The organism is Methylobacterium sp. 190mf, assembly GCF_900107945.1.
In the GTDB taxonomy this organism is placed as follows: domain Bacteria; phylum Pseudomonadota; class Alphaproteobacteria; order Rhizobiales; family Beijerinckiaceae; genus Methylobacterium.
Genome location: NZ_FNVI01000006.1, coordinates 181,107 through 203,856, shown reverse-complemented (window position 1 = coordinate 203,856; position 22,750 = coordinate 181,107). Strand labels below are relative to the sequence as shown.

The window sequence follows — 22,750 nt, the reverse complement described above, 5'->3', positions numbered from 1 at the left end:
AGGCCCGCTCCCGCGCGGGAGCGGGCCGGTGGCGACTCAGCCCAGGCGGACCCGCCAGATCTCCTCGGCGTACTCGCGCATGGCGCGATCGGAGGAGAACCACGCCATGCGGGCGGTGTTGCGGATCGCCTTCGCCCACCAGCCGCGGGGATCGCGCCACGCGGCGTCGATCGACCGCTGCACCCGCCAGTAATCGTCGAAATCGGCGGTGAGCAGGTACTGGTCGCGCCGGCGCAGGTCGTCGGTGAGCGGCCGGAACCGGCCCGGCTCCTCCGGCGAGAACCGCCCTGAGGCGATCATGTCGAGGGCGGCGGCCAGCCGCGGCGAGGCCTGGATCGCCCGGGCCGCGTAGTCCGGCTCGGCCTGCCGGGCGCGGACGCCGTCGGCCTCCAGGCCGAAGATGAAGATGTTGTCCGCCCCGACATGGTCGCGGATCTCGATGTTGGCGCCGTCGAGGGTCCCCACCGTGAGCGCGCCGTTGAGGGCGAACTTCATGTTGCCGGTGCCCGAGGCCTCCATGCCGGCGGTGGAGATCTGCTCGGACAGGTCGGCGGCCGGGATGATCGATTCGGCGAGGCTCACCGAGTAGTTCGGCAGGAACACCACCTTCAGCCGATCCGCGACCTCGGGATCGTCGTTCACCGCCTTGGCGACGTCGCAGGCGAGCTTGATGATCAGCTTGGCCTGGACGTAGCTCGGCGCCGCCTTGCCGGCGAAGATCTTCACCCGGGGCGTCCAGTCCCGGTGCGGCTCGGCCTTGATCGCCTGGTAGAGCGCCACGGTCTCGACCACGTTGAGGAGCTGGCGCTTGTACTCGTGGATGCGCTTGACCTGGATGTCGAACAGCGCGGCCGGATCGACGTCGATGCCGGTGCGCTCGGCGATGATCGCCGCCAGGGCCTCCTTGCGCTCCCGGCGCACGGCCGCGTAGCGCGCCACGAAGGCCGGATCCTCGGCGTGGGCCTCCAGGCCCCGGAGCAGCTCGGGATTGTCGAGCACGCCCGCGCCCACCGTCTCCACGGCGAGCCGGGTGAGACCGGGATTGGCGTTGTGGAACCAGCGGCGGAAGGTGATGCCGTTGGTCTTGTTGACGATCTTGTCCGGATCCAGCGCGTGCAGGTCGGAGAAGACCGTCGAGCGCATCAGGTCGGTGTGCAGGGCCGAGACGCCGTTGACCCGGCGCGCGCCGTGGAAGGCGAGGTGCCCCATCCGGACCCGCCGCCCGTGCGACTCGTCGATCAGCGAGATCGACGCGAGGTAGGCCGCGGCATCCGCCGATTCCTGCCGGCCGTGCTTGGCCTGCTCCTCCAGGTGCATCCAGTTGATCAGGTAGATGATCTGCATGTGGCGCGGCAGCAGCCGCTCCATCAGCTCCACCGGCCAGGTCTCCAGGGCCTCGGGCAGGAGGGTGTGGTTCGTGTAGTGCAGCGTGTGCGTGGTGACGTGCCACGCATCCTCCCAGGAGAGGCCGTAGACGTCGAGCAGGACGCGCATCAGCTCCGGCACCGCGATGGCCGGGTGCGTGTCGTTGAGCTGGATCGCCGCGTGGTCCGGCAGGGACCGGACGTCGCCGCGCTCGGCCACGTGGCGGGCCACGAGATCCTGGATCGAGGCCGCGGTGAAGAAGTATTCCTGGCGCAGGCGCAGCTCCTGGCCCTCGGCCGAGGAATCGCTCGGGTAGAGCACCCGCGAGATCGCCTCGGCGCGCATCCGCGCCGCGACCGCGCCGACGTGGTCGCCGCCGTTGAAGCGGGCGAGGTCGACGGGCTCGCCGGCCTCGGCCTTCCAGAGGCGCAGGCCGTTGACGTGGCGGCCGCGCCAGCCGACCACCGGCACGTCGTGGGCCACCGCCCGCACGGTCTCGGCCGGCTGCCAGTGGCGCCGGATCACGCCCTCCTCCGGCGAGGACAGCGTGACGGTGCCGCCGAAGCCGATCGCGTAGGTCGCCTCGGGCCGGGCGAATTCCCAGGGGTTGCCCTCGGCCAGCCAGGTCTCCGGCGCCTCGCGCTGCCAGCCGTCCTCGAAGGACTGGCGGAACAGGCCGTGGTCGTAGCGGATGCCGTAGCCCATGGCCGGGATGCCGATGCTGGCCATGCTCTCCATGAAGCAGGCGGCGAGCCGCCCGAGGCCGCCATTGCCCAGCGCCGCGTCGGGCTCGGCGTCCTGCACGGCGTCGAGATCGATCCCGAGTTCCCGGAGCGCGCCGCGGGTCGTCTCTGTGAGGCCGAGATTGTTCAGCGCGTCCGACATCAGCCGGCCGATCAGGAATTCCAGCGACAGGTAGTAGACGCGCTTGTTCGGCACGCTCCGCTCGGAGGCCAGCGCGGCGGCCACGATCCGCTCGCGCAGGGCCAGCGCCGTCGCGGCGAACCAGTCGCGCGGGCGGGCGGTCTCGGGCGTGCGGCCGAGCATGAAGGTGAGCTTGGCGCGGATCGCCTCGCGCAGGTCCACCACCGCGTCGCCGCTGCCGGACAGCACCGGGGCGGTCCAGGCGGCCGGGGCGGGCGCCTCGGTTGCGCGCTCGTCGCGCGAGACATCTTGTGGCACAGGCCGGGTCAGAACATCGTTCAACACGTGCGGGTCCCCCAAAGTCGTCGCCCCGGATTCTAGCGCCGGGGGTATCGTGGGCGGATTATCTCTTTTGATGGATTGCCGCCGCATGAACGGACGGGCGATCCGTGCCCCGAAGCGTCCGACGATGCGGTCGGGTTCCGGCGAAGTCGTGGCAGCGCCGCTCCGGCGGAGCGCACGGGCACGGCGGAGGAGATATGGCAGGGCGGCGTGACATTCCAGGCACAGCCGCGCGGCGTCGCCCTGCGTGAGGGGCATGCGCACAGGTTTTGGGGGCCGCAGCCATTCCCTGGGCGACGCCGCGTCGGGGCGTTTCGCGCGCAACGCGCGCTCTCGGCGCAACCATCGCCGGTCGCCAGGGCGCGGGTCAGCGTTTAAGCGTGGGCCGCCGATGCGAGGGGCGCAGCATGACCGACACCGTCTGGTGGAAGCGCGGGACCGTCTACCAAGTCTATCCGCGCTCCTTTCAGGACACGAACGGCGACGGTGTCGGCGACCTGCCGGGCATCACGGCGCGGCTGGACTACCTCGCATGGCTAGGGGTCGACGCCGTGTGGATCTCGCCGGTCTACCCCTCGCCCATGGCCGATTTCGGCTACGACGTGGCGGATTACTGCGGGATCGACCCGCTGTTCGGCACGCTGGCCGATTTCGACGCCCTCGTGGCGGAGGCCCATCGGCGCCGGCTGAAGGTGATCCTCGACTTCGTGCCGAACCACTCCTCGATCGCGCATCCCTGGTTCTCCGAGAGCCGGTCGTCGCGCGCGAGCCCGAAGCGGGACTGGTACATCTGGCGCGACCCGGCACCCGGCGGCGGCCCGCCCAACAACTGGCTGTCGAACTTCGGCGGCCCGGCCTGGACGCTGGATGAGACCACCGGCCAGTACTACTACCACGCCTTCCTGGCGGAGCAGCCGGACCTGAACTGGCGCAACCCCGCGGTGCGGGCGGCCATGCACGACGTGCTCCGCTTCTGGCTGGAGCGCGGAGTCGACGGGTTCCGGGTCGACGTGATCTGGCACCTGATGAAGGATGCGGGCTTCCGCGACAACCCGGCCAATCCCGACTACGCGCCGGGCTCGCCCGAGATCAACCGCTTCACCCAGGTCTACTCCGCCGACCGGCCCGAGATCTTCGACGTGATCGCCGGGATGCGGGGGGTGCTGCGCCAGTACGGCGAGCGGGTGCTGATCGGCGAGATCTACCTGCCGGTGGAGCGGCTCGTCGCCTATTACGGCCCGGACCTGACCGGGGCCGACCTGCCGTTCAATTTCCAGCTGATCCAGACCCCGTGGCGGGCCGACGCGGTGGCCGACCTCGTGGCGCAGTACGAGGCGGCCCTGCCCGAGGGCGGCTGGCCGAACTGGGTGCTGGGCAACCACGACCAGCCGCGCATCGCCGCGCGGGTCGGGCCGGCCCAGGCCCGCATCGCCGCGATGCTGCTGCTGACCCTTCGGGGCACGCCGACCCTCTACTACGGCGACGAGATCGGCCTCGGCCACGTGCCGATCCCGCCCGACCGCGCCCGGGATCCCTGGGAGCACAACGAGCCCGGGCACGGCCGCGACCCGGAGCGCACGCCGATGCAGTGGGACGACAGTCCCCAGGCCGGCTTCTCCACGGCCGAACCCTGGCTGCCGCTGGCGGCGGATTGGGCAGCCTGCAACGTCGAGAGCCAGCGCTCGGATCCGGGCTCGATGCTGACCCTGCACCGGCGGCTGCTCGCCCTGCGCCGCGACCACGCGGCGCTCGCCGTGGGCGGCTACCGCGAGGTGCCGCTCGGGATCGCCGAGGTGTTCGCCTACGAGCGCTTCGCCGACGGGGACGTCCTGCGCGTGCTGCTGAATTTCGGCGCGGCGTCGCAGGACCTGCCGCTGCCCGAGGGGGCCTGGACCGTGCTGCTCTCGACCTGTCCGGGGCGCGCGGGCGAGCCGGCCGGCCTCACCCTCGCGCTGGAGCCCGCCGAGGGGGTGATTCTGCGCCGCGCCGGGTGACGCGAGGCCGCCCCGGCTCCGGCACCCGTCAGGCCGGGGACCGAATCAGGGGCTCGGCGGACACCGCCGATCGGGCGAAGACGGACGAGCGGGACCCGTCCGGTTACGCCGGGCGCCGTCGTTCCGGGCCGAAGATCTGTATCCAGCGGCCGAAATCCGCCGTGGCGGCGCGATTTCTCGCTGCGATGCCACATAGGTAAGTGACGCTTAATCACCACGGTGGCCTATTTTGTGCGTCGCAACGGAACCGTCGCGGCGAAGGAGCATTGGCCGTGGTTGAGATCGTGACAGCCGTGCCTGCCCGGTCGACTGCCAGACCGGGGCATTCCGCCCGGCCAGGATCAATGCTGATGCTCGATGCGCGCCGTGGTGGTCCCTTCGCCGAGTGGTCGTCCGGCGAGGGGAACGGCGTCGGTCCCGTGCCGGTTCCGGCCCGGCCGGCCTCGCTGCGCCGCCGCATCCTCTACGCGACGCCCGAGATGGCGGATTTCGTGAAGACCGGCGGCCTCGGCGAGGTCTCGGCCGCCCTGCCCCGGGCCCTGGTCCCGCACTACGACATCCGCGTCCTGATCCCGGGCTACCGGCAGGTCCGGGCCGCCTTCCCGGAGATCCCGGTCGTCGCCCGCCTCGAGGGCTTCGCGGGCATTCCCGCCTGCGACCTCGGCCTGGTCGAGGCGGCCGACGGCCTGCGGATCTACGTCCTGCTCAGCCCCGACCTCTACGAGCGCGACGGCACGCCCTACGGCGACCAGCACGGCGATTTCGGCGACAACGACCTGCGCTTCGCCCGCCTCAGCCTCGCGGCGGCGGACCTCGCCACCGGCGCCGATCCCGACTGGGCGGCCGACATCCTGCACCTTAACGACTGGCAGGCGGCTCTGGCCCCGGCCTATCTCGCGTGGCGCGGCCGGCGGGTCCCGAGCGTGCTGACGATCCACAACCTCGCCTACCAGGGCCTGTTCCCCCGGGACGCCCTGCCCCGGCTCGGCGTGCCGGACGCGGCCTTCCAGGTCGACGGCGCCGAGTTCTACGGGCAGCTCTCCTTCCTCAAGGCCGGCATCTTCTACGCCTCGCAGGTCACCACGGTGAGCGAGACCTACGCGCGGGAGATCCAGACGCCCGAGCTTGGCTGCGGCCTCGACGGGCTGCTGCGCACCCGCGCCGGCCAGGGCCGGCTCGCCGGCATCCTCAACGGCATCGACGAGACCTGGGACCCGACAACCGACCCGCACCTCGCCACGCGGTTCGAGATCGACGACTGGAAGGGCAAGCGCGCCAACACGGAGGCGGTGCGCCAGCAATTCGGCCTCGCGGTCTCCCGCGGGCCGCTCTTCGCCATCGTGTCGCGCCTCGTGCACCAGAAGGGCATCGACCTGAGCCTGCAGGCGGCCGAGACCATCGTGGCCGGGGGCGGCCAGCTCGTGGTGATCGGCCAGGGCGAGGGCCGGTTCGAGCAGGCGCTGCAGGGGTTGGCCAAGCGCCATCCCGACGCGGTCGGCGTGCATGTCGGCTTCGAGGAGGCGCAGGCCCGGCGGATGTTCGCCGGCAGCGACTTCCTGCTGATGCCCTCGCGCTTCGAGCCCTGCGGCCTTGCCCAGATGTACGCGCAGCGCTTCGGCTCCCTGCCGATCGTGCGGCGGACCGGGGGCCTCGCCGACACGGTCGAGGACGGCGTGACGGGCTTCACCTTCGGGGAGGCCTCGGCCGCGTCCTTCGGGGCGGCGGTGTGGCGGGCGCTGGAGGCCTTCGGCCAGAAGAAGCGGCTCAACGCCATGCGGCGGCGGGCCATGGCGGCCCATTTCGGCTGGGACCGGGCCGCCGAGGACTATGCCGGGCTCTACGGCCGGGCCATCGGCAACAGCGTCGGGCTGCGCTGGCGGGCGGCGTAGGGCCGCGTAGGGCCGACGCAGGCCGCGATGACGGAGCGCGCCATGCCCCCTCCCGTGCGGGGGAGGGCACCCGCCTCGCCCGCGAGGGATGCCCGCGGAGCCTTCCCCCGCGGGCGGGACGAGGGGCTCACCCCTCCAGCAGGAAGATCATCGTGGCGAGCGGCGGCAGGGTGAGCGACAGGCTCTGCCCCTGGCCGTGGCTCGCCTGATCGTCGGTGTGGCGGCCGCCCTGGTTGCCCAGGTTGGACCCGCCGTACACGCCGGCATCCGAGTTGAACGCCTCCCGGTAGAACCCCGCCTGCGGCACGCCGATCCGGTAGCCCTCGCGCGGCACCGGTGTGAAGTTCGACACCACGATCGCCACCTCGCCGGGCTTGGCACCCTTGCGGGCCCAGGCGATGACGCTGTTGTCCTGGTCGTCCGCCACCAGCCACTGGAAGCCAGTATGCTCGACGTCGCGGCCGTAGAGGGCCGGGGTCGAGACGTAGAGCCGGTTCAGGTCGCGGATCACGCTCTGGACGCCCTTGTGCAGGGGATCGTCCAGGAGGTGCCAGTCCAGGCTGTTGTCGTGGTTCCACTCCCGCTCCTGGCCGAACTCGCCGCCCATGAACAGCAGCTTCTTGCCGGGATGCCCCCACATGAAGCCGTAATAGGCCCGGAGATTCGCGAATTTCTGCCAGCGGTCGCCCGGCATCTTGCCGAGCAGCGAGCCCTTCCCGTGCACGACCTCGTCGTGGGAGAGCGGCAGGATGAAATTCTCCGAGAAGGCGTAGAGCAGCCCGAAGGTCAGGTTGTGGTGGTGGTAGCGGCGATGGATCGGATCCTCCTGCATGAAATGCAGGGTGTCGTGCATCCAGCCCATGTTCCACTTGAAGCCGAAGCCGAGGCCGCCCGTGTAGGTCGGGTGCGAGACGCCCGGCCAGGAGGTCGATTCCTCCGCCACCGTGATCGTCCCCGGGGCGTGGCTGTAGGTCGCCTCGTTGGTCTTGCGCAGGAAGTCGATGGCGTCGAGGTTCTCGTTGCCGCCATAGCGGTTCGGGATCCACTCGCCCTGGCGGCGCGAGTAGTCGAGGTAGAGCATCGACGCCACGGCATCCACGCGCAGGCCGTCGAGGTGGTAGTGCTCCAGCCAGAACCGGGCGTTGGCGGCGAGGAACGTCGCGACCTCGGTCCGCCCGAAATTGTAGATGTAGGTGCCCCAGTCCTGGTGGAAGCCCTGGCGCGGGTCGGCGTGCTCGTAGAGGTGGGTGCCGTCGAACAGGCCGAGCCCGTGGGCGTCGAGCGGGAAGTGACCCGGCACCCAGTCGAGCAGCACGCCGATGCCGGCCTCGTGGGCCGCGTCCACGAAGGCCGCGAAGTCCTCAGGGCTTCCGAAGCGGCTCGTCGGCGCGAACAGCGAGACCGGCTGATAGCCCCAGGACCCGTCGAACGGGAACTCGGTGATCGGCAGCATCTCGATATGGGTGAAGCCCAGATCCTTGACGTAGGGGATCAGCCGGTCGCCGAGTTCCTTGTAGGTGAGGTAGCGGTTGCCCTCCTCGGGCACCCGCGCCCAGGAGCCGAGATGGACCTCGTAGATCGAGATCGCCGCGTGGCGCGGGTCCTTGGCGCCGCGGGTGCTCATCCAGCCGGAATCGCGCCAGTCGAAGTCGCCCGTCCCGTGGGTGACCGAGGCGGTCTCCGGCGGGTGCTGGGCCGCGAAGGCGACCGGGTCGGCCTTGAGCGGGACCAGGGACCCGTCGGGGCCGCGGATCTCGAACTTGTAGCGCACGCCGGCCTTGAGGCCCGGCACGAACAGCTCCCAGATGCCGCCGTCCTGCCAGAGGCGCATCGGGTGGCGCCGCCCGTCCCAGTCGTTGAAGTCGCCGACGACGCTGACCTTGCGGGCGTTGGGCGCCCAGACGGCGAAGCGGAAGCCGTCGATGCCGTCGAGCTGCCCCGACTGCGCGCCGAGCATCCGGTAGACGAGGTTGGTGCCAACCTCGCGGAGCGCCGCCACGTCGTACTGCTCGATCGAGGAGCCGAAGCCGTAGGGGTCGTAGCGGCGGCGCTTCGTCCCGTCCCAGGACTCGACCTCGATCTCGTAGAGCGGCCGGTGCTCGCCCTCGACCTTGGCGACCCAGAACCCGTCCGGATGGCGCTTCTCGAAGGGCGCGGTGCGGCCGTCCATCACCAGGGTGGCGGCCCGCGCCTCGGGCAGCACGGCGCGCACCTCCCAGGCCTTCGGCCCGACCCGGTGGGGCCCGAGCACCGCGAAGGGGTCGCCGTGGTTGGCGGCCATCAGCGCGGCGACCGCGTCCGGGTGGACGCTCGGCGGCTGCGCGGCGCCGGAGCCCGGGACATCCGCGGTCCGCGCCGTCCCCGTGCCCGGGTCGGCCCGTCGTGCGAAGGTCTCGTCGATCGCCGTCATTCAGATGCTCCGGGCTCGTGTCCGTCCGTGTCCAGAATGGTGAGAACCCCACGGGCGGGGATTTCGATCCAGTCCGGCCGGTTGTTGGCCTCGTAGTCGACCTCGTAGAGCGCCTTGGTCAGCAGGCAGAGGCGCAGCAGCCGGGTCCGGCTCTCCGGATCGGTCACCGCCGCCCGGGAGCCCTCGACCGCCGTCTCGTAGCCGGCGAGGAACGCCGCCTCGATCATGCCGCGCCACGCGGTCGCCGCGTCCCGCGCCCGCTCCTCGGAATCGGCGAACCGCGCGGTGATCTCCCGGATCACCGTCTCGGCGCCGTACGCGAAGGAGCGCATCAGCCCGGCGACGTCCCGCAGAGGCATCGACTTGGCCCGGCGCTCGTCGGCCGGGCGCGAGGGCTCGCCCTCGAAGTCGACGATGATCAGGTCGTTCTCGGCGACCAGCACCTGGCCCAGATGGTAGTCGCCGTGGATGCGGGTCTTGTGGGCGCCCCGGACCGGCGCTTCGGTGAGCGCGGCGATCAGCGCCTCGACCTCGCCCCGGCGCTGGCCGAGCTCCGCGCAGGCCGGCTTGCCGGCGTCGAGGCCGCGGTCGGCGAGGCCCTTGAGCGCCCGGAAGGCGCGCTCGGCCTGGTGGCGGGCGTCGCGCGCCAGCACGGCGAGGTCGTCCCCGGTGAACGGCTCGGCCGCGAAGGCCGGGTCGTCGGTCTCGATGGCGAGCGCCGCGTGCAGCTCGGCGGTGCGCCGGCCGAGCAGGTCGGCCCAGGGCCGGTGGGCCTGGAACGCCTCCTCGGGGGTCGCGGCCTCGCTCTCGGGCGTGAGCACCACGGTCTCGAAGTCCCGGCGCAGGCCCTCCAGCATCAGGGTCCAGGCGTCGCCCTGGTTCATCACGAACTTCTGCAGGACCGCCAGGGCGGTCCGGGTGCCGTCCTCGGCGACATGCTCCAGGGTGCCGAGCAGGGCGGGTGTATTCGAGAACCCCGCCTTCTCGGTGAGGAAGCGCCCGACCTCGATCTCGGGATGCAGGCCCGGCTGCAGGCGGCGCAGCAGCTTGAGCATCATCTTCGAGCCGATGGCGATCGAGGTGTTGCTCTGCTCGCCCGAGAGCCGGCGGATGTCGGCCACGTCGACCGTGACGTCCGGGTCGAAGGCCGAGGTGACGGCGAAGACGAGCCGCCCGGTCTCCGTGGGGATCTCGCGGGCCTGCCGCATGTCGTCGATCAGGCAGGCGGCGAAGTCGTTGGAGCCGGCCGCCCCGTAGAGCAGGCCGGTGCGCGGCCCCCGGCGCACCCGCGCCACCGCGAAGGGCATGAGGGTCTCGTCCTCGCGGCCCTCCTCGACGCCCACGGGCACGAAGTATTCCTGGGTCTCGCCGCTGGCGAGCTGCACCTGCAGCCGCGGCAGCAGGAAGCGCGCGCTGCCGTCGACGTCCTTCAGGGCGGCGCAGTCGACGACCTTCGTGGCCTTGATCCGCGAGCCCTTGGCGCCGAACCAGCGCCGGCTCGTCAGGAACGGCGGCACCACGGTGCGCTCGAAGGCGACGCGCTCGCGCCCGCTCATCAGGGTCTCGATCCCGCCGGTGAGCACCAGGGTGAACAGCTCGGGCGGCTCCTGCTGCGGGCCGATCACCCCCGACCGGGCGGCGCTCAAGGAGAACCAGTAGAAGCCGTAGGACGGCAGGGTCAGCAGGTAGGGCAGGTCGCCGATCGGCGGGAACTCGGTGCCACCGGTCAGCTCGATCGGCACCGCGGTGCGCAACTCCGACAGGTCGAGCTGCACCGCCTGCGGCGCGCGCGACAGGTTCGCCACGCACAGAATCCGCTCGTCCTCGTGCTCGCGGATCCAGGCGAGCACCTTCCGGTTCGACGGGTACAGGAACTGGATGGTGCCGCGCCCCAGCGCGACGCTGTTGTTGCGGATCGCGATCATGCGCCGCGTCCAGTTCAGCAGGCTCGTCTGGGCCTGGGTCTGCGCCTCGACGTTGATCGCGTCGAACCCGTAGATCGGGTCCTGGATCGCCGGCAGGAACAGCTTCTGGGGATTCGCCCGCGAGAAGCCGCCGTTGCGGTCGGGCGACCACTGCATCGGCGTGCGCACGCCGTCGCGGTCGCCGAGGTAGATGTTGTCGCCCATGCCGACCTCGTCGCCGTAGTAGAGCACCGGCGTGCCGGGCATCGACAGGACGAGGGACTTCATCAGCTCGATCTTGCGCCGGTCGTTCTCGAGGAGCGGCGCGAGGCGTCGGCGGATGCCGAGGTTGATCCGGGCGCGCCGCTCGGCGGCGTAGAACGACCAGAGGTAGTCACGCTCCTCGGCCGTGACCATCTCGAGCGTCAGCTCGTCGTGGTTGCGCAGGAAGATCGCCCACTGGCAGCCCTCCGGGATCTCCGGGGTCTGGCGCATGATGTCGGTGATCGGGTGCCGGTCCTCCCGGGCGATCGCCATGTACATCCGCGGCATCAGCGGGAAATGGAACGCCATGTGGCACTCGTCGCCGTCGCCGAAATACTGCGCGGTCTCCTCGGGCCACTGGTTGGCCTCGGCGAGCAGCATCCGGTCGGGGTAGCTCGCGTCCAGCGCGGCGCGGATCGCCTTGATGACGTCGTGGGTCTCGGCGAGGTTCTCGCAGTTCGTGCCGTCGCGCTCGATCAGGTAGGGGATCGCGTCGAGCCGCAGGCCGTCGACGCCCATGTCGAGCCAGTAGCGCATCACGTCGATGACCGCTTCCAGCACCTTCGGGTTGTCGAAGTTGAGATCCGGCTGGTGACTGTAGAACCGGTGCCAGAAATACTGCTTGGCGACCGGGTCCCAGGTCCAGTTCGACGCCTCGGTGTCGAGGAAGATGATCCGCGTGTCCTTGTACGGCTCGTCGGTGTCCGACCAGACGTAGAAGTCGCGCTCGGGCGAGCCGGGAGGGGCCTCGCGGGCGGCCTGGAACCAGGGGTGCTGGTCCGAGGTGTGGTTGATGACGAGCTCGGTGATGACCCGCAGACCGCGCTCGTGCGCCGCCTCCACGAAGGCCTTGAAGTCCTCCATGGTCCCGTAGGACGGGTTGATGTCCCGGTAATCGGCGATGTCGTAGCCGTCGTCGCGCAGCGGCGAGGGATAGAACGGCATCAGCCAGATCGCCGTCACGCCGAGATCGCGCACGTAGTCGAGGCGCTGGGTCAGGCCCTCGAAATCCCCGATCCCGTCGTTGTTCGAGTCGAAGAACGACTTGACGTGGATCTGGTAGATGATGGCGTCACGGTACCATTGCGGGTCGCTGCGATCGATCATCGCGTCGCTGCCTCATCGGTCGAGTCTGACGGGACCGGCGGGGGACCCGGCCGGGGCGCGGGCGGCGGGCCGCCGCGCGGGTGCGAGGGTCGGCGACGGGAATTCCCGCCGCCGCATTCAAGGGCCATGGCCGAGTGCCACGCGCGGCCTCAGCCCGCAACCCGCCGCGGCGCCCGGAGGCGCCAGATCACGCAGGATCGCTCGGCCGGATCGAGGGCGATGCGGTGGGTCTTGCCGCGCAACTCGAACGTGTAGCCCTGGAGCAGGTCCTCGACCTCGACGGCGCCGTCGTCGGGCAGGCCGAACAGCCAGAGCGGCACCTCGTAGGTGCATTCCTGGCGGTTCTTCGGGTCGAGGTTGACCATGGTGAAGACGCAGTTGTCGCGCTCCGGCGTCGCCTTGGCGTAGGCGATGATGTTGTCGTTCCAGGCGCCCGTGAAGGTCACGTTGCGGAAGTCCCAGAGGGCGGGGTTCTCGCGCCGGATCCTGTTGAGCTTGACGATGTGCTCGCGGATGTTGCCCGGCCGGTCGTAGTCCCAGGCCTTGAGCTCGTATTTCTCGGAGTTGAGATACTCCTCCTTGCCCGGGTACGGCGCGGCCTCGCACAGCTCGAAGCCGTTGTAGATGCCGTAGACCGACGACAGGGTCGCGGCGAGCGTGCCGCGGATGACGAACCCCGCCCGCCCGCTGGTCTGGAGGAAGTACGGGTTGATGTCGGGGGTGTTGGCGAAGAAGTTCGGGCGGTAGTACTCGCCCATCTCGCCGGCCAGCTCCAGGGCGTAGTCGGTGAGCTCCTGCTTGGTGTTGCGCCACGTGAAGTAGGTGTAGCTCTGCTGGTAGCCGGCCTTGGCGAGCTTCTTCATCATCTTCGGCCGGGTGAAGGCCTCGGCGAGGAAGATCGCGTCCGGGTAGCGGCCGTTGACCTCGCCGATCACCCATTCCCAGAACGGGATCGGCTTGGTGTGCGGGTTGTCGACCCGGAAGATGCGCACGCCGCGCGCGCACCAGCCGAGCAGGATGTCGCGCAGCTCGATCCAGAGCGAGGGCAGGGCGCCCCCGTAGAAGTGGACGTTCGAGATGTCCTCGTACTTCTTCGGCGGGTTCTCGGCGAATTTCAGGGTGCCGTCGGGGCGCCACTCGAACCATTCCGGGTGGTTCTTGATCCAGGGATGGTCCGGCGAGCACTGGATCGCGAAGTCGAGGGCGATCTCCATGCCGTAGGCGTGGCTCGCCGCGACCAGCCGCTCGAAATCCGCGAGCGTGCCGAGGTCGGGATGCACGGCCTCGTGGCCGCCCTCCTCCGCGCCGACCGCGTAGACCGAGCCGACATCGCCGGGCTCGGCCTTGAGGGTGTTGTTCTTCCCCTTGCGGTTGGTCCGACCCACGGGGTGGATCGGCGTGAAGTAGAGAACGTCGAAGCCGAGCTCGCGGATCTCGGGCAGGCGCCGGATCACGTCGTCGAAGGTGCCGTGGCGGTTCACGTCCATCGACTGGGAGCGCGGGAAGATCTCGTACCAGGCGGAGAACCGGGCCGCGAGGCGGTCGGCGATCACCGGCAGGGTCACGGGATAGCGGGTCAGGTTCACCCGCTCGGCGTTCCGGCGCACGAGGCTCGCCGCGTCGGGGGCGAGGATCCGGTCGAGCTGGGCCGCCGAGCCGGTCTCCTCGGCGGCGAGCGCCGCCACCAGCGCGGCGAGGCGCTCGGCGTCGCGGCCGCCGCGGGTCCGGGCGAGCGAGGCCGCGGTCCCGACGAGCGCCACGCCCTCGATCGTCTCGAGCCGCACGTCGACGCCGGCGGCGCGCTTCTTCAGGGTGTCGCGCACCCAGGACGAGAACGCGTCGCGCCACGCGATCAGGGTGAACTCGTAGCGGGCGTTCCGCTCGAGGGGGAAGTGCCCGGCCCAGCGGTCGTTGTCGACGAAGACCATCGGGTCCTCGCGCCAAGTCTCGCCTCCAGACGCCTCGGTGCCGGCGACCCGCGACAGGATCGCGGCGTCGATGATCTCGTGGCCGTCGGAGAAGATGTCGGCCTCGACCCGCAGGGACTCGCCGACGATCCGCTTCACCGCCGAGCGACCGCCGTCGATCTCGGGGCTGACCGCCTCGATCACCACCCTTCCCTCCCCGTCCGGGGTGCCGCGCGCCGGCTGGCGGGCGACCTCCTGGGCGCTGGCCGCGAGGATGCGCAACTCGCCCGGCATCAGGTCGATGGCGCTGCCGGGATGGAACGCGATCGGCTCGGCCTCCGGGGTCCGGTCGACGAAGGCGCCGAGCATCCCGCCGGTGCGGGCCACGAGCGCGCCGGCCTCGACCGGCACCGGCCGGTCGGTCGGGTTGTAGAGCACGATCAACCCGTGCCGCGCCGAGGCCGGGTGGCCGGTGTCGAAGCGGGCGAGCGCCACCAGATCGCTGTCGGGGGCCGAGATCCGGATCTGCGCGCCCTCGACATTGGCGGCCGGCAGCTCCGCCCGCAGGGCGTTGATCGCCCGAATGGAGCCGGAGATGTCGATGCCGGTCTCATTCTCGCGGTCGCGCGGGGTGGTCTCGACCACGTGCAGCGCCCGCCGGTAGCCCCACTCGTAGCCGATCGGCATGAGCACGCCGGCCGAGAAGAAGGCCGCGAGCGCGTAGCGGGTGCGCAGGTGCGCCGCCACCGCCTCCGGGCCGCCGCCAATCTCGGCGGCGAGCCGCGTCATGTCGTGGTTCTCGGGGAAGGCGATCGAGGGGGCCAGCACCCGCAGGCGCTCGTACTGCTCGAGCGCCCAGGGCTTCCTCAGGTCCCACCACGCGAAGGAGTTGAACAGGTAGTCGAAGCCGGCGCCGGCCGTCGCCTTGGCCTCCTCGAAGGTGCAGCCCAGGGTCTCGGCGGCGAACAGGCAGGCGGGATCGCGCCCCTTGGCCTCCCCGATCAGGACGCGCCAAGTCTCCGGCGGCACCTTGTAGGCGGCGTCGCACCGGAAGCCCGTCACGCCGAGCCCCTGCAGATGCGCCACGTAGGCACCCCAGATCCGGGTCAGCTCGTCCCGGGCGGCGGGCGTGTGGTAGTCGAGCTCGGCGAGATCGCCCCAGACGGTGCGGATCGACGGGTCGTCCGGGTCGACGGCCGCCGGGTGCATGATCGAGCCGTCGGGCTCCTTCATGAACAGGTCGGGCCGCTCGGTGGCGAGCCGGGCGTTGTCGGCGGTGTGGTTGATCACGAGGTCGGTCATCACCGACAGGCCCAGAGCCTCGGCGGCGGTGCAGAAGCGGCGGATCTGCTCGTCGTCGGGCGTGCCGTCTTGGTCGCGGAACCGCTCGTCGAGGCGCTCGGGATCGGCGACCGCGTAGAGGCTCCGCGAGCCGCCGGTCTGGTGGAACGGGTTGAGGTAGACCCAGTCGAAGCCGAGGGCGGCGATCCGCGGCAGCTCGGCCGTCCAGTCCGAGACGCGCCCGACCAGGAGCGGGAACAGGTTGTAGATCCGCGGCCCCTCGGCCCGGGGGGCCAGCGCGGCCGGCAGGACGGCCGCGGCCCCGGACGTCGCAGCGGCTTTGGTCGGTGCGTTCATGCTGCCTCTCGGCTCCCGTTCCCAGTGTCGTAACGCCCGAACCGCCGGGCTGTGCCGCGCGATCCGGTCCGACGTGTCTCAGCAGAGTCGCGTGACAGGGCTGCGGAGGGGCCACCGGAAGACGCGCCCGGACCGCCGCCGTCTCTGCGAGCGGCGCCACGCTGATCCAGGTCGCGCTGCCCTGGGTCGCCTCGCTCCGCTCGCGATGACGGCGCGGTCACGGTTCCCGCCGCAGCACCGCGTAGGGGAGGTCGCGCAGGAGAGCGCCGAGATCGGCCCCCTCCCCCTCCACCACCCGCCCCGAGGCGAGGTCCCGCCAGCGCGTCCCCGCCCCGAGATCGACCCGGGTGCCGGCAAAGGCCTCGCCCGACCAGACGGCTTCCCCGACGAAGCCCGCCACCAGCCGCGGCACCGCCACGAACAGGTCGCCGCCCTCTTGGACGGGGTCGGTCCGCCGGTAGGCGATGACGTGGTCGGCCCGGGCGCCGGTGGCCGCGACGGGCTCGTAGGCGGCGCTGGCGTAGAAATCCGGGCGCTCGGCCCGCTCGGCGAGGAGCCGCGTCAGCGTCGCCTGCTTGACCCGCCCGTCCGGCCAGTGGCCCAGCAGCTCCGCGGGCGCCCCGCCCTCTTCCAGCATCCGCTCCAGGGCCGGGTAATCCACCGGGCGGCGGTTGTCGGGGTCGACGAAGGAGAAATCCCAGATCTCCGTGCCCTGGTAGGTGTCGGGCAGGCCCGGCAGGGTGCATTTCAGGACCGTCCGGCCGAGGCTCGCCAGCATGCCGAGATGGGCGAGCCGTCGGGCGAAGGGCCGGAGTTCGCTCAGGAAATCCGACCCCGGGGCGATCAGCGCCGTGAACAGCCGCTTGACCGCGCCCTCGTAGACCTCGTCAACGTTGACCCAGCTCGACCGGCGCTTGCCCTCCCGCATGGCCTTCTCGCCGTAGGCGATCAGCCGGTCCCGGAAATCCGCGATCGCCCCGGCCTCGTCCCGCTCCAGAAGCTCCAGCGGCCAGGCGCCCAGGATCGCCTGGAAGAACATCCACTGGTCGTTGGCGTCCGGGGCCGGCTCGCCGTCGATCCGGGCGAGGTGCGGGCCGGCGACCCGCTGCCACAAGTCCCAGGCCTTGGCCCATTCCTCGGGGATCTCCGAGAGGGCGAGCAGCCGCGTGCGGGCATCCTCGCCCCGCTTGGTGTCGTGGGTCGCGGTGGTGATCATGGCGCTCGGCCAGTCCCGGGCGCGGGCGATCTGCAGATCGTGGAAGTGCTCCGCGTCGATCCCGTACTCGCCCGGATCGCCGCCGACCTCGTTGAGGCCCAGGAGGCACGCGTAGCGGTAGAACAGCGTGTCCTCCAGGCTCTTGGCCATGACCGGGCCGGTGAGCTGCTGGAACCGGCGGCGGAAGCGCAGCACCACCCGCGGGTCCGGCCGGCCGGGGCCCGCCGTCTCGACCCGACCGAGCAGGACGTCGGCGGCGAAGTCGTGGACCGAGCGGTCCGGCAGGCTCGACCAGCGCTTGGCCTTGGCGACGGCGCCCTCGATCAGGCGGACATCCTCGGGCTCGACCTCGCCCTCCTCCAGATCCGACGGCAGGTAGCTCCGGTAGGTCGGGAAGCGCGCGATGATCTCGATCAGCGCCCGGCGCAGCGCGTTGACGGTGAAGTCGCGGGTGCGCCGGTCGGCGTCGGCGACCTCCTTGAGGTCGGTGGTCAGCACCTCCAGCTCGCTCGCGAAGCTGATCTCGAGGATCTCGGCCTTGGCGGCGCGGAGCTGGAAGCCGTAGGGCTCGTCGAAGCCCGTGGCCCAGGTGTAGAGCCGCTCGATTTTCCCGCGCCGGCTCTTGTCGACCAGGATCCCGTCGAGCTGGTTGAGCACGTCGTAGCCCGTGGTCCCGGCCACCGGCCAGGGCCGCAGCCGCTCGCCCGGCTCCAGGATCTTCTCGACGACGACGTAGAAGCCCGGTCCGACAGCCGCCTGGAGCGCCCTTGCGTAGCCCAGCGGGTCGGCGAGGCCGTCGATATGGTCGATGCGCAGGCCGTCGATCTGGCCCTCGCGGACGTGCCGGAACACGGTCTCGTGCGAGCGGTGGAAGATGTCGGACAGCTCGACCCGCAGGCCGGCGAGCGAGTTCACGTCGAAGAAGCGGCGGTAGTTGATGTCGCTCGACGCCACCCGCCAGTGGGCCAGCCGGTAGGCCTGCGCCTCCAGCAGCCGGTGCAACGGCCCGAAACTGTCCGGGCGGCCTTTGAAGCCGTTGAGCAGCGCCAGCGTGCTGGCGGTGGCCTCCTGGATCAGCGGCGACACGCCGTAGATCTCGGCGAGCCGGCGCTTCAGCCCCTCGGCCTCCTCGGGGAAGCCTTTGCGGCGGGTCTCGTCGGTATCGATCGACATCGCCCGCAGCCGCTCGGAGATGGCGAGCAGTTCCGCGGTGGTGTCGTCGTCCACCGCCCCGATCGCGGCGATCACCCGGTTGAGGATGGTCGGGTAGCTCAAGGGGCGGATCGGCAGCTGGTGCTCGTAGTGCCAGACGCTGAAGGCGCCGGTCTCGGGGTCGAACTTCAGCTCCAGCGTGCCCTTCTCCAGGGCCTCGCCGTAGCGGTCGCCGAGGAATGGGATCACGAGGTTGCGCCCGGCTCCGAGCCGCTGCCAGTCGATGTCGAAGGCGTCGGCGAAGGGCGACAGGGAGCCCCATTCGAGCACCGAGAGCCACCACGGATTGTCGGAGCCGCCGACGCCCATGTGGTTCGGGACGATGTCGAGCAGGAGCTTGATCCCGTGGGCGTGGAGCGTCTCGGAGAGCGCGATGAAGCCCGCCTCGCCGCCGAGCTCCGGGTTGATCGCGCCGTGATCGACGATGTCGTAGCCGTGGGTCGAGCCGGGCCGCGCCTTCTGGAGCGGCGAGGCGTAGACGTGGCTGATCCCGAGCCGGTGCAGGTAGGGGACGATCCGGCCCGCATCCGCGAAGGTGAAGTCCTTGTGGAACTGCAGCCGGTAGGTCGCGCGCGGCGGCGGCGCGGCGAGCCGCGCGGCGCCCGAGCGCGGGCCCCGCGCCTCGGCCGAGAGGGACGCCGCGAGCTTCGCCAGCGGCCCGCCGGGGGCGGCGATGTCCACGAGATCCCGGTCGAGCTTGCGCCGCCAGTTCGGGTAGCCCTCGGTCGAGCCGGGCACGTTGGCCTGGGCGAGTTCCGAGACCACGTCCTCGTACTGGACGGCGGTGAGCATCGCGGGCGCGCGGGCGAGGTAGCGGGCGGCGGCCTCGAAGGGCGCGGAATCCGGCGGCTCGGCGGAGGGCAGCAGCTGCTCGGCCGCCAGCGCCTCGGCGAGGCGGCGGCGCTCGACGACGCGCTCGCCCCGCTCGACCTCGGCCCGCTCCTGATCGTAGAGGCCGAGCGACTGGCGGGTGTCGGTGTCGACCCCGCGCCACCAGCCGACGAAGGTCGGCAGGTCGTGGGTGGTGATGGCGGTGAGCGCGTCCCGCGGGTAGGCCGAGGGCGGCTTGAAGCGTCCGTCGGCCTCGCGCTCGAAGGCGAGGATCCGGTAGCTCAGCACCCCGGCCCGCATCAGCGCGTCGGAGAAGCCTTCCGGCGCCGTGCCGAGATCCTCCGCGATGACGAGGCACTTGTTGCGGTGGCTCTCCAGCCGCAGCACCGCCAGCATCGGCTCGAACGGCATGGCCACGTAGGCGCCGGCCTGGGCCCCCGCCCCCAGCGGGATCAGGAACAGGCGGGCGAGCTGGAAGGCGTGGTCGATCCGGATCGCGCCGGCGTGGCGCATGTTGGCCTGGACCAGGGCCCGGAAGGCCGCGAGCCCGTCGCGCTCCATCGCCAGCGGATCGAAGGCCGGCAGGCCCCAGTTCTGGCCCTTCGGTGCGAGCAGGTCCGGCGGCGCGCCGATCGAGACCTTGTCGGCGAAGCGCTCGGGATGCGACCAGATCTCGGAACCGCCCCGGTCGGCGCCGACCGCGAGGTCGCGGTAGAGCCCGACCCGCATGCCGGCCCCAAGCGCCGCCGCGGAGGCCTCGGCAAGCTGCCGGTCGGCGAGGTACTGCAGCCACGCGTGGTAGCCGACGAGGTCCGCGTTCCCCGCCGCGAAGGCTCGGACCGCCTCCGTGCCGACGCGGCGATACGCCTCCGGCCAGTCGCCCAGCCAGTGCGCCCCCTGCCCCCGGAAATGCTCGGACAGCGCCTCGAACAGGGCGTGCGCTTCGAGATCCTCCCCGCCCTCCTGGCGGAACTGCTCGAAGCCCGCGTCGGTGCCGGCCCGGGCCGGTGACTCGGCCCAGAGCGCCCGGAGCACCGGGTCGAGCACGTCGTGGACGCCCTGGTGGTCGACGAGGGCGGCCTCGCGCAAAGCCGTGATCGCGTCCGCGCGCTCGGCGAGCAGCGCCTCGGCCCGGGAGCCCGCGAGCCCCGGCAGGCTGCGCGGGGCGATGAACAGCGTCTCCAGGAACAGCCGCGAGGAGGGCGAGTAGGGCGAGATCTTGGTCCGGTCGGAGCCGAACAGGGCGTGGACCGGGCTGAGCCCCAAGAACGCCGCCCCACGCAGGGCGGCCTCGCGGGCGGCCTCGCCGGCATCCGCGTAGGTGCCGATGCCGATATTGGTGGCCGAGCGCAGGCCGTAGAGCTGGGCGGCCATGCCCCAGTCGGAGGCGCCCTCCTCCGTGTAGGGCCGCGGGCGCCAGCAGCGCTGCGGCGCGGCGATCACCCAGGCCTCGGCGCGGGTCTGCCCGGCCTGGACGGTGAGGCGGTGATAGCCCGGGGTCAGCGGCGGCAGCTCGAAGCCGGGCTCCGACCCCTGCGGGTTGGCCCGGCCCTCGCGAGCGGCGCCGCGCTCGTCGACGAGGCGCCAGACCAGGGTGTGGGGCGCGCCGTCCTGCGGGCGCACCGGCACCCGGGCGGCCCGGCGGGCCTCCACCGGCAGGAGCGGCGGGATCAGGCCGCGGCGCAGGCGCTCGACCTCCGCGAGGCTCGCGGCGATCGCCGCCTCGTCCTCCACCGCGAAGCCGAGGGCCGCCAGCAGGCCGCGGCGCACCTCCAGCGACGTCTCGACGGGCTGGCCGAAGGCGTCGGTGTAGCCGGGGGCGACGCCGACGAGGTCGGCGAGTGTCTCGAGGCGGCTCACGCGCGGGACTCCGTCAGGAACACGCCCGTCCAGGACGGGAGATCGCGTCCGGCCCCGTCCGGGGCGTTGGTCCAGACCGGCCGGGCACCGCCCGGATCCAGCGCGAAGGGTTCGGTCCCGACATTGGCGACGAAGCGCAGGGTGCCGGCGCCGAAGCGCCACGTGCAGTCGACCACGTCCGGGCGCGGCATCGCGGCGGCGGCGCCGTCGTAGCCGGACTTCGCCAGGGGCACGACCACGTCGCGGCGCAGCCCCAGGAGCCGCGTCGTCTCGGCCAGCACCTCGCGGTGGGGCGAGCGCTCCCGCTCGGACCAGTCGAGCTTCGAGGCCGCGAAGGTCTCGGCCTCGGTCGGGTCCGGGATCTTGGAGGTGTCGTCCGCGAAGGCCGCGAAGCTCTTGAACTCCCGGCGGCGCCCGTCGCGCACCGCCTTGTTCAGGTCCGCGTCGGGCGCGAAGTCGACGAAGAACAGGAACGGCGCCGAGGCCGACCATTCCTCGCCCATCCAGAGCATCGGGATCTGCGGCGCCAGGAGGAGCCCGGCCCGGGCGAGGTCGAGTTTCTTGGGATCCGCGAGGTGGTTGAGCCGCTCGCCGAGCGCCCGGTTGCCGACCTGATCGTGGTTCTGCAGGAAGGTCACGAAGGCGGAGGGCGGCAGGTGCCCGGAGGGCTCGCCGCGCGGGTGGTTGTCGAGCGTCGGGAAGGGCTCGCCCTGGTAGGCGAAGCCCTCGGCGAGGCAGCGGGCCAGGTGGGCGACCGGTTTGTCGGCAAAGCTTTTATAGTAGCCGGCGTCCTCGCCGGTGAGCAGGACGTGCCAGCAATGGTGCAGGTCGTCGGCCCACTGGGCGTCGTGTATCTTCGGGCGCCCGGCGGCGTCGCGCTCCAGCCAGCGGGCCTGGTTGGCCTCGTTCTCCAGCATCAGGTGGATCTGCCGGTTCGGGAAGATCCTCCGGACCGTCTCGCCGAGCTCGGCCAGGAAGTGGCGGGGCGAATCGTCGAGGATGGCGTGGACGGCGTCGAAGCGCAGGCCGTCGAAATGATACTCCTCCAGCCAGTACAGGGCGTTCTGGATGAAGAACTGCCGCACCGTGGCGCCGCTCTCCTTGCCGTCGAAGTTGATGCCCGCGCCCCAGGGGGTCTGGTGGCGCTCGGTGAAGAACGTCCCGGCATAGGCGTGGAGGTAGTTCCCGGCCGGCCCGAAGTGGTTGTAGACCGCGTCGAGATAGACCATCAGGCCCAGCCCGTGGGCGGCGTCGATCAGGCGCTTGAGGTCGTCCGGTCGACCGTAGGCGCCGTCCGGCGCGTAGGGCTGGACGCCGTCGTAGCCCCAGTTGCGCGAGCCCTTGAAGTCGGCGAGCGGCAGCAGCTCGAGGGCGGTGACGCCGAGCGCCTTGAGGTCGGGAAGCCGGGCCTGCAGGCCGGCATAGGTGCCCTCCGGCGTCGCGGTGCCGACATGGCACTCGTAGATCACCGCCTCCTCGAAGGGCCGCCCGGTCCAGCCCGCGTCGGACCACTCGAAGCTCCGCGGGTCGATCACCTCGCTGAGGCCCGAGACGTCGTCCGGCTGGAAGCGGGAGGCGGGATCGGGCACGACGAGGTCGCCGTCGACGCGGAAGCCGTAGCGGGCGCCGGGCTTCACCCCCGGCAGGGCCGTGCGGCGCCAGCCGCCGCCGGATTCGGGCAGCGGGTGGTCGACGCCGTCGACGACGAGGTCGACGCTCCGGGCGGTGGGCGCCCAGAGGGCGAAGCGGACGCCGCCCCCGACCATCTCGGCCCCGAAATCCATGCTGTGGGCGCGCCGCATCGGGCCACCGTCCTCGTCATTGGCCGCGCGACCGGGACGCAAGCGCGGCAGGATCATCTGTCGTGGGAGAAGGCCCCGGGCCCGATCCGGTTCCCGCAGCGCAGCTATGGCGGAGCGGCCGCGTGGCAATGGGGTATCGGCGGGC

Annotated in this window: 8 protein-coding genes; 2 read left to right on the top strand and 6 right to left on the bottom strand. The window is 71.5% G+C overall.

The annotated features are described in order from the left end of the window. Positions 1 to 36: 36 nt before the first annotated feature. The gene (locus C4T42_RS09390) at positions 37 to 2,547 is read right to left on the bottom strand and encodes a glycogen/starch/alpha-glucan phosphorylase (RefSeq protein WP_103985032.1); all 2,511 of its coding nucleotides are present in this window, start codon (positions 2,545 to 2,547) and stop codon (positions 37 to 39) included. A 431-nt stretch (positions 2,548 to 2,978) separates the two neighbouring features. Here C4T42_RS09390 and C4T42_RS09385 point away from each other — a divergent pair, with 431 nt between their 5' ends. Further along, a complete protein-coding gene (locus C4T42_RS09385; RefSeq protein ID WP_103985031.1) occupies positions 2,979 to 4,565 on the top strand; it encodes an alpha-amylase family glycosyl hydrolase in 1,587 nt (528 codons plus the stop codon). 350 nt (positions 4,566 to 4,915) lie between these two features. Further along, complete coding sequence (glgA, locus tag C4T42_RS09380) at positions 4,916 to 6,454, top strand: glycogen synthase GlgA (RefSeq protein ID WP_103985069.1); 1,539 nt, start codon at positions 4,916 to 4,918, stop codon at positions 6,452 to 6,454. Between the two features lie 127 nt (positions 6,455 to 6,581). Here the strand turns inward: glgA and glgB are convergent, their stop codons facing one another. The 5 genes from glgB to treZ all read right to left on the bottom strand — a co-directional run bounded on the left by glgB (position 6,582) and on the right by treZ (position 22,605). After that, on the bottom strand, positions 6,582 to 8,864 hold the full coding sequence (gene glgB, locus C4T42_RS09375) for a 1,4-alpha-glucan branching protein GlgB (protein ID WP_103985030.1): 2,283 nt from the start codon (positions 8,862 to 8,864) through the stop codon (positions 6,582 to 6,584). Further along, the gene (treS, locus tag C4T42_RS09370) at positions 8,861 to 12,139 is read right to left on the bottom strand and encodes a maltose alpha-D-glucosyltransferase (protein ID WP_042672719.1); all 3,279 of its coding nucleotides are present in this window, start codon (positions 12,137 to 12,139) and stop codon (positions 8,861 to 8,863) included. Before treS ends, glgB begins: the two co-directional genes overlap by 4 nt. A 149-nt stretch (positions 12,140 to 12,288) precedes the next feature. After that, positions 12,289 to 15,684 carry a maltotransferase domain-containing protein gene (locus C4T42_RS09365; RefSeq protein WP_103985029.1) on the bottom strand — a complete coding sequence of 1,132 codons (3,396 nt, stop codon included), beginning with the start codon at positions 15,682 to 15,684 and terminating at the stop codon, positions 12,289 to 12,291. Positions 15,685 to 15,901: 217 nt separating this feature from the next. After that, positions 15,902 to 20,803 carry a malto-oligosyltrehalose synthase gene (locus tag C4T42_RS09360; protein ID WP_103985028.1) on the bottom strand — a complete coding sequence of 1,634 codons (4,902 nt, stop codon included), beginning with the start codon at positions 20,801 to 20,803 and terminating at the stop codon, positions 15,902 to 15,904. Continuing rightward, a complete protein-coding gene (gene treZ / locus C4T42_RS09355) occupies positions 20,800 to 22,605 on the bottom strand; it encodes a malto-oligosyltrehalose trehalohydrolase (protein WP_103985068.1) in 1,806 nt (601 codons plus the stop codon). Before treZ ends, C4T42_RS09360 begins: the two co-directional genes overlap by 4 nt. Positions 22,606 to 22,750 lie beyond the last annotated feature (145 nt).

Coding starts and splice junctions, on each gene's coding strand:
- C4T42_RS09365 (WP_103985029.1), bottom strand. CDS start 15,684: ATGAACGCACCGACCAAAGCCGCTGCGACGTCCGGGGCCGCGGCCGTC.
- treS (WP_042672719.1), bottom strand. CDS start 12,139: ATGATCGATCGCAGCGACCCGCAATGGTACCGTGACGCCATCATCTAC.
- treZ (WP_103985068.1), bottom strand. CDS start 22,605: ATGCGGCGCGCCCACAGCATGGATTTCGGGGCCGAGATGGTCGGGGGC.
- C4T42_RS09385 (WP_103985031.1), top strand. CDS start 2,979: ATGACCGACACCGTCTGGTGGAAGCGCGGGACCGTCTACCAAGTCTAT.
- glgA (WP_103985069.1), top strand. CDS start 4,916: ATGCTCGATGCGCGCCGTGGTGGTCCCTTCGCCGAGTGGTCGTCCGGC.
- glgB (WP_103985030.1), bottom strand. CDS start 8,864: ATGACGGCGATCGACGAGACCTTCGCACGACGGGCCGACCCGGGCACG.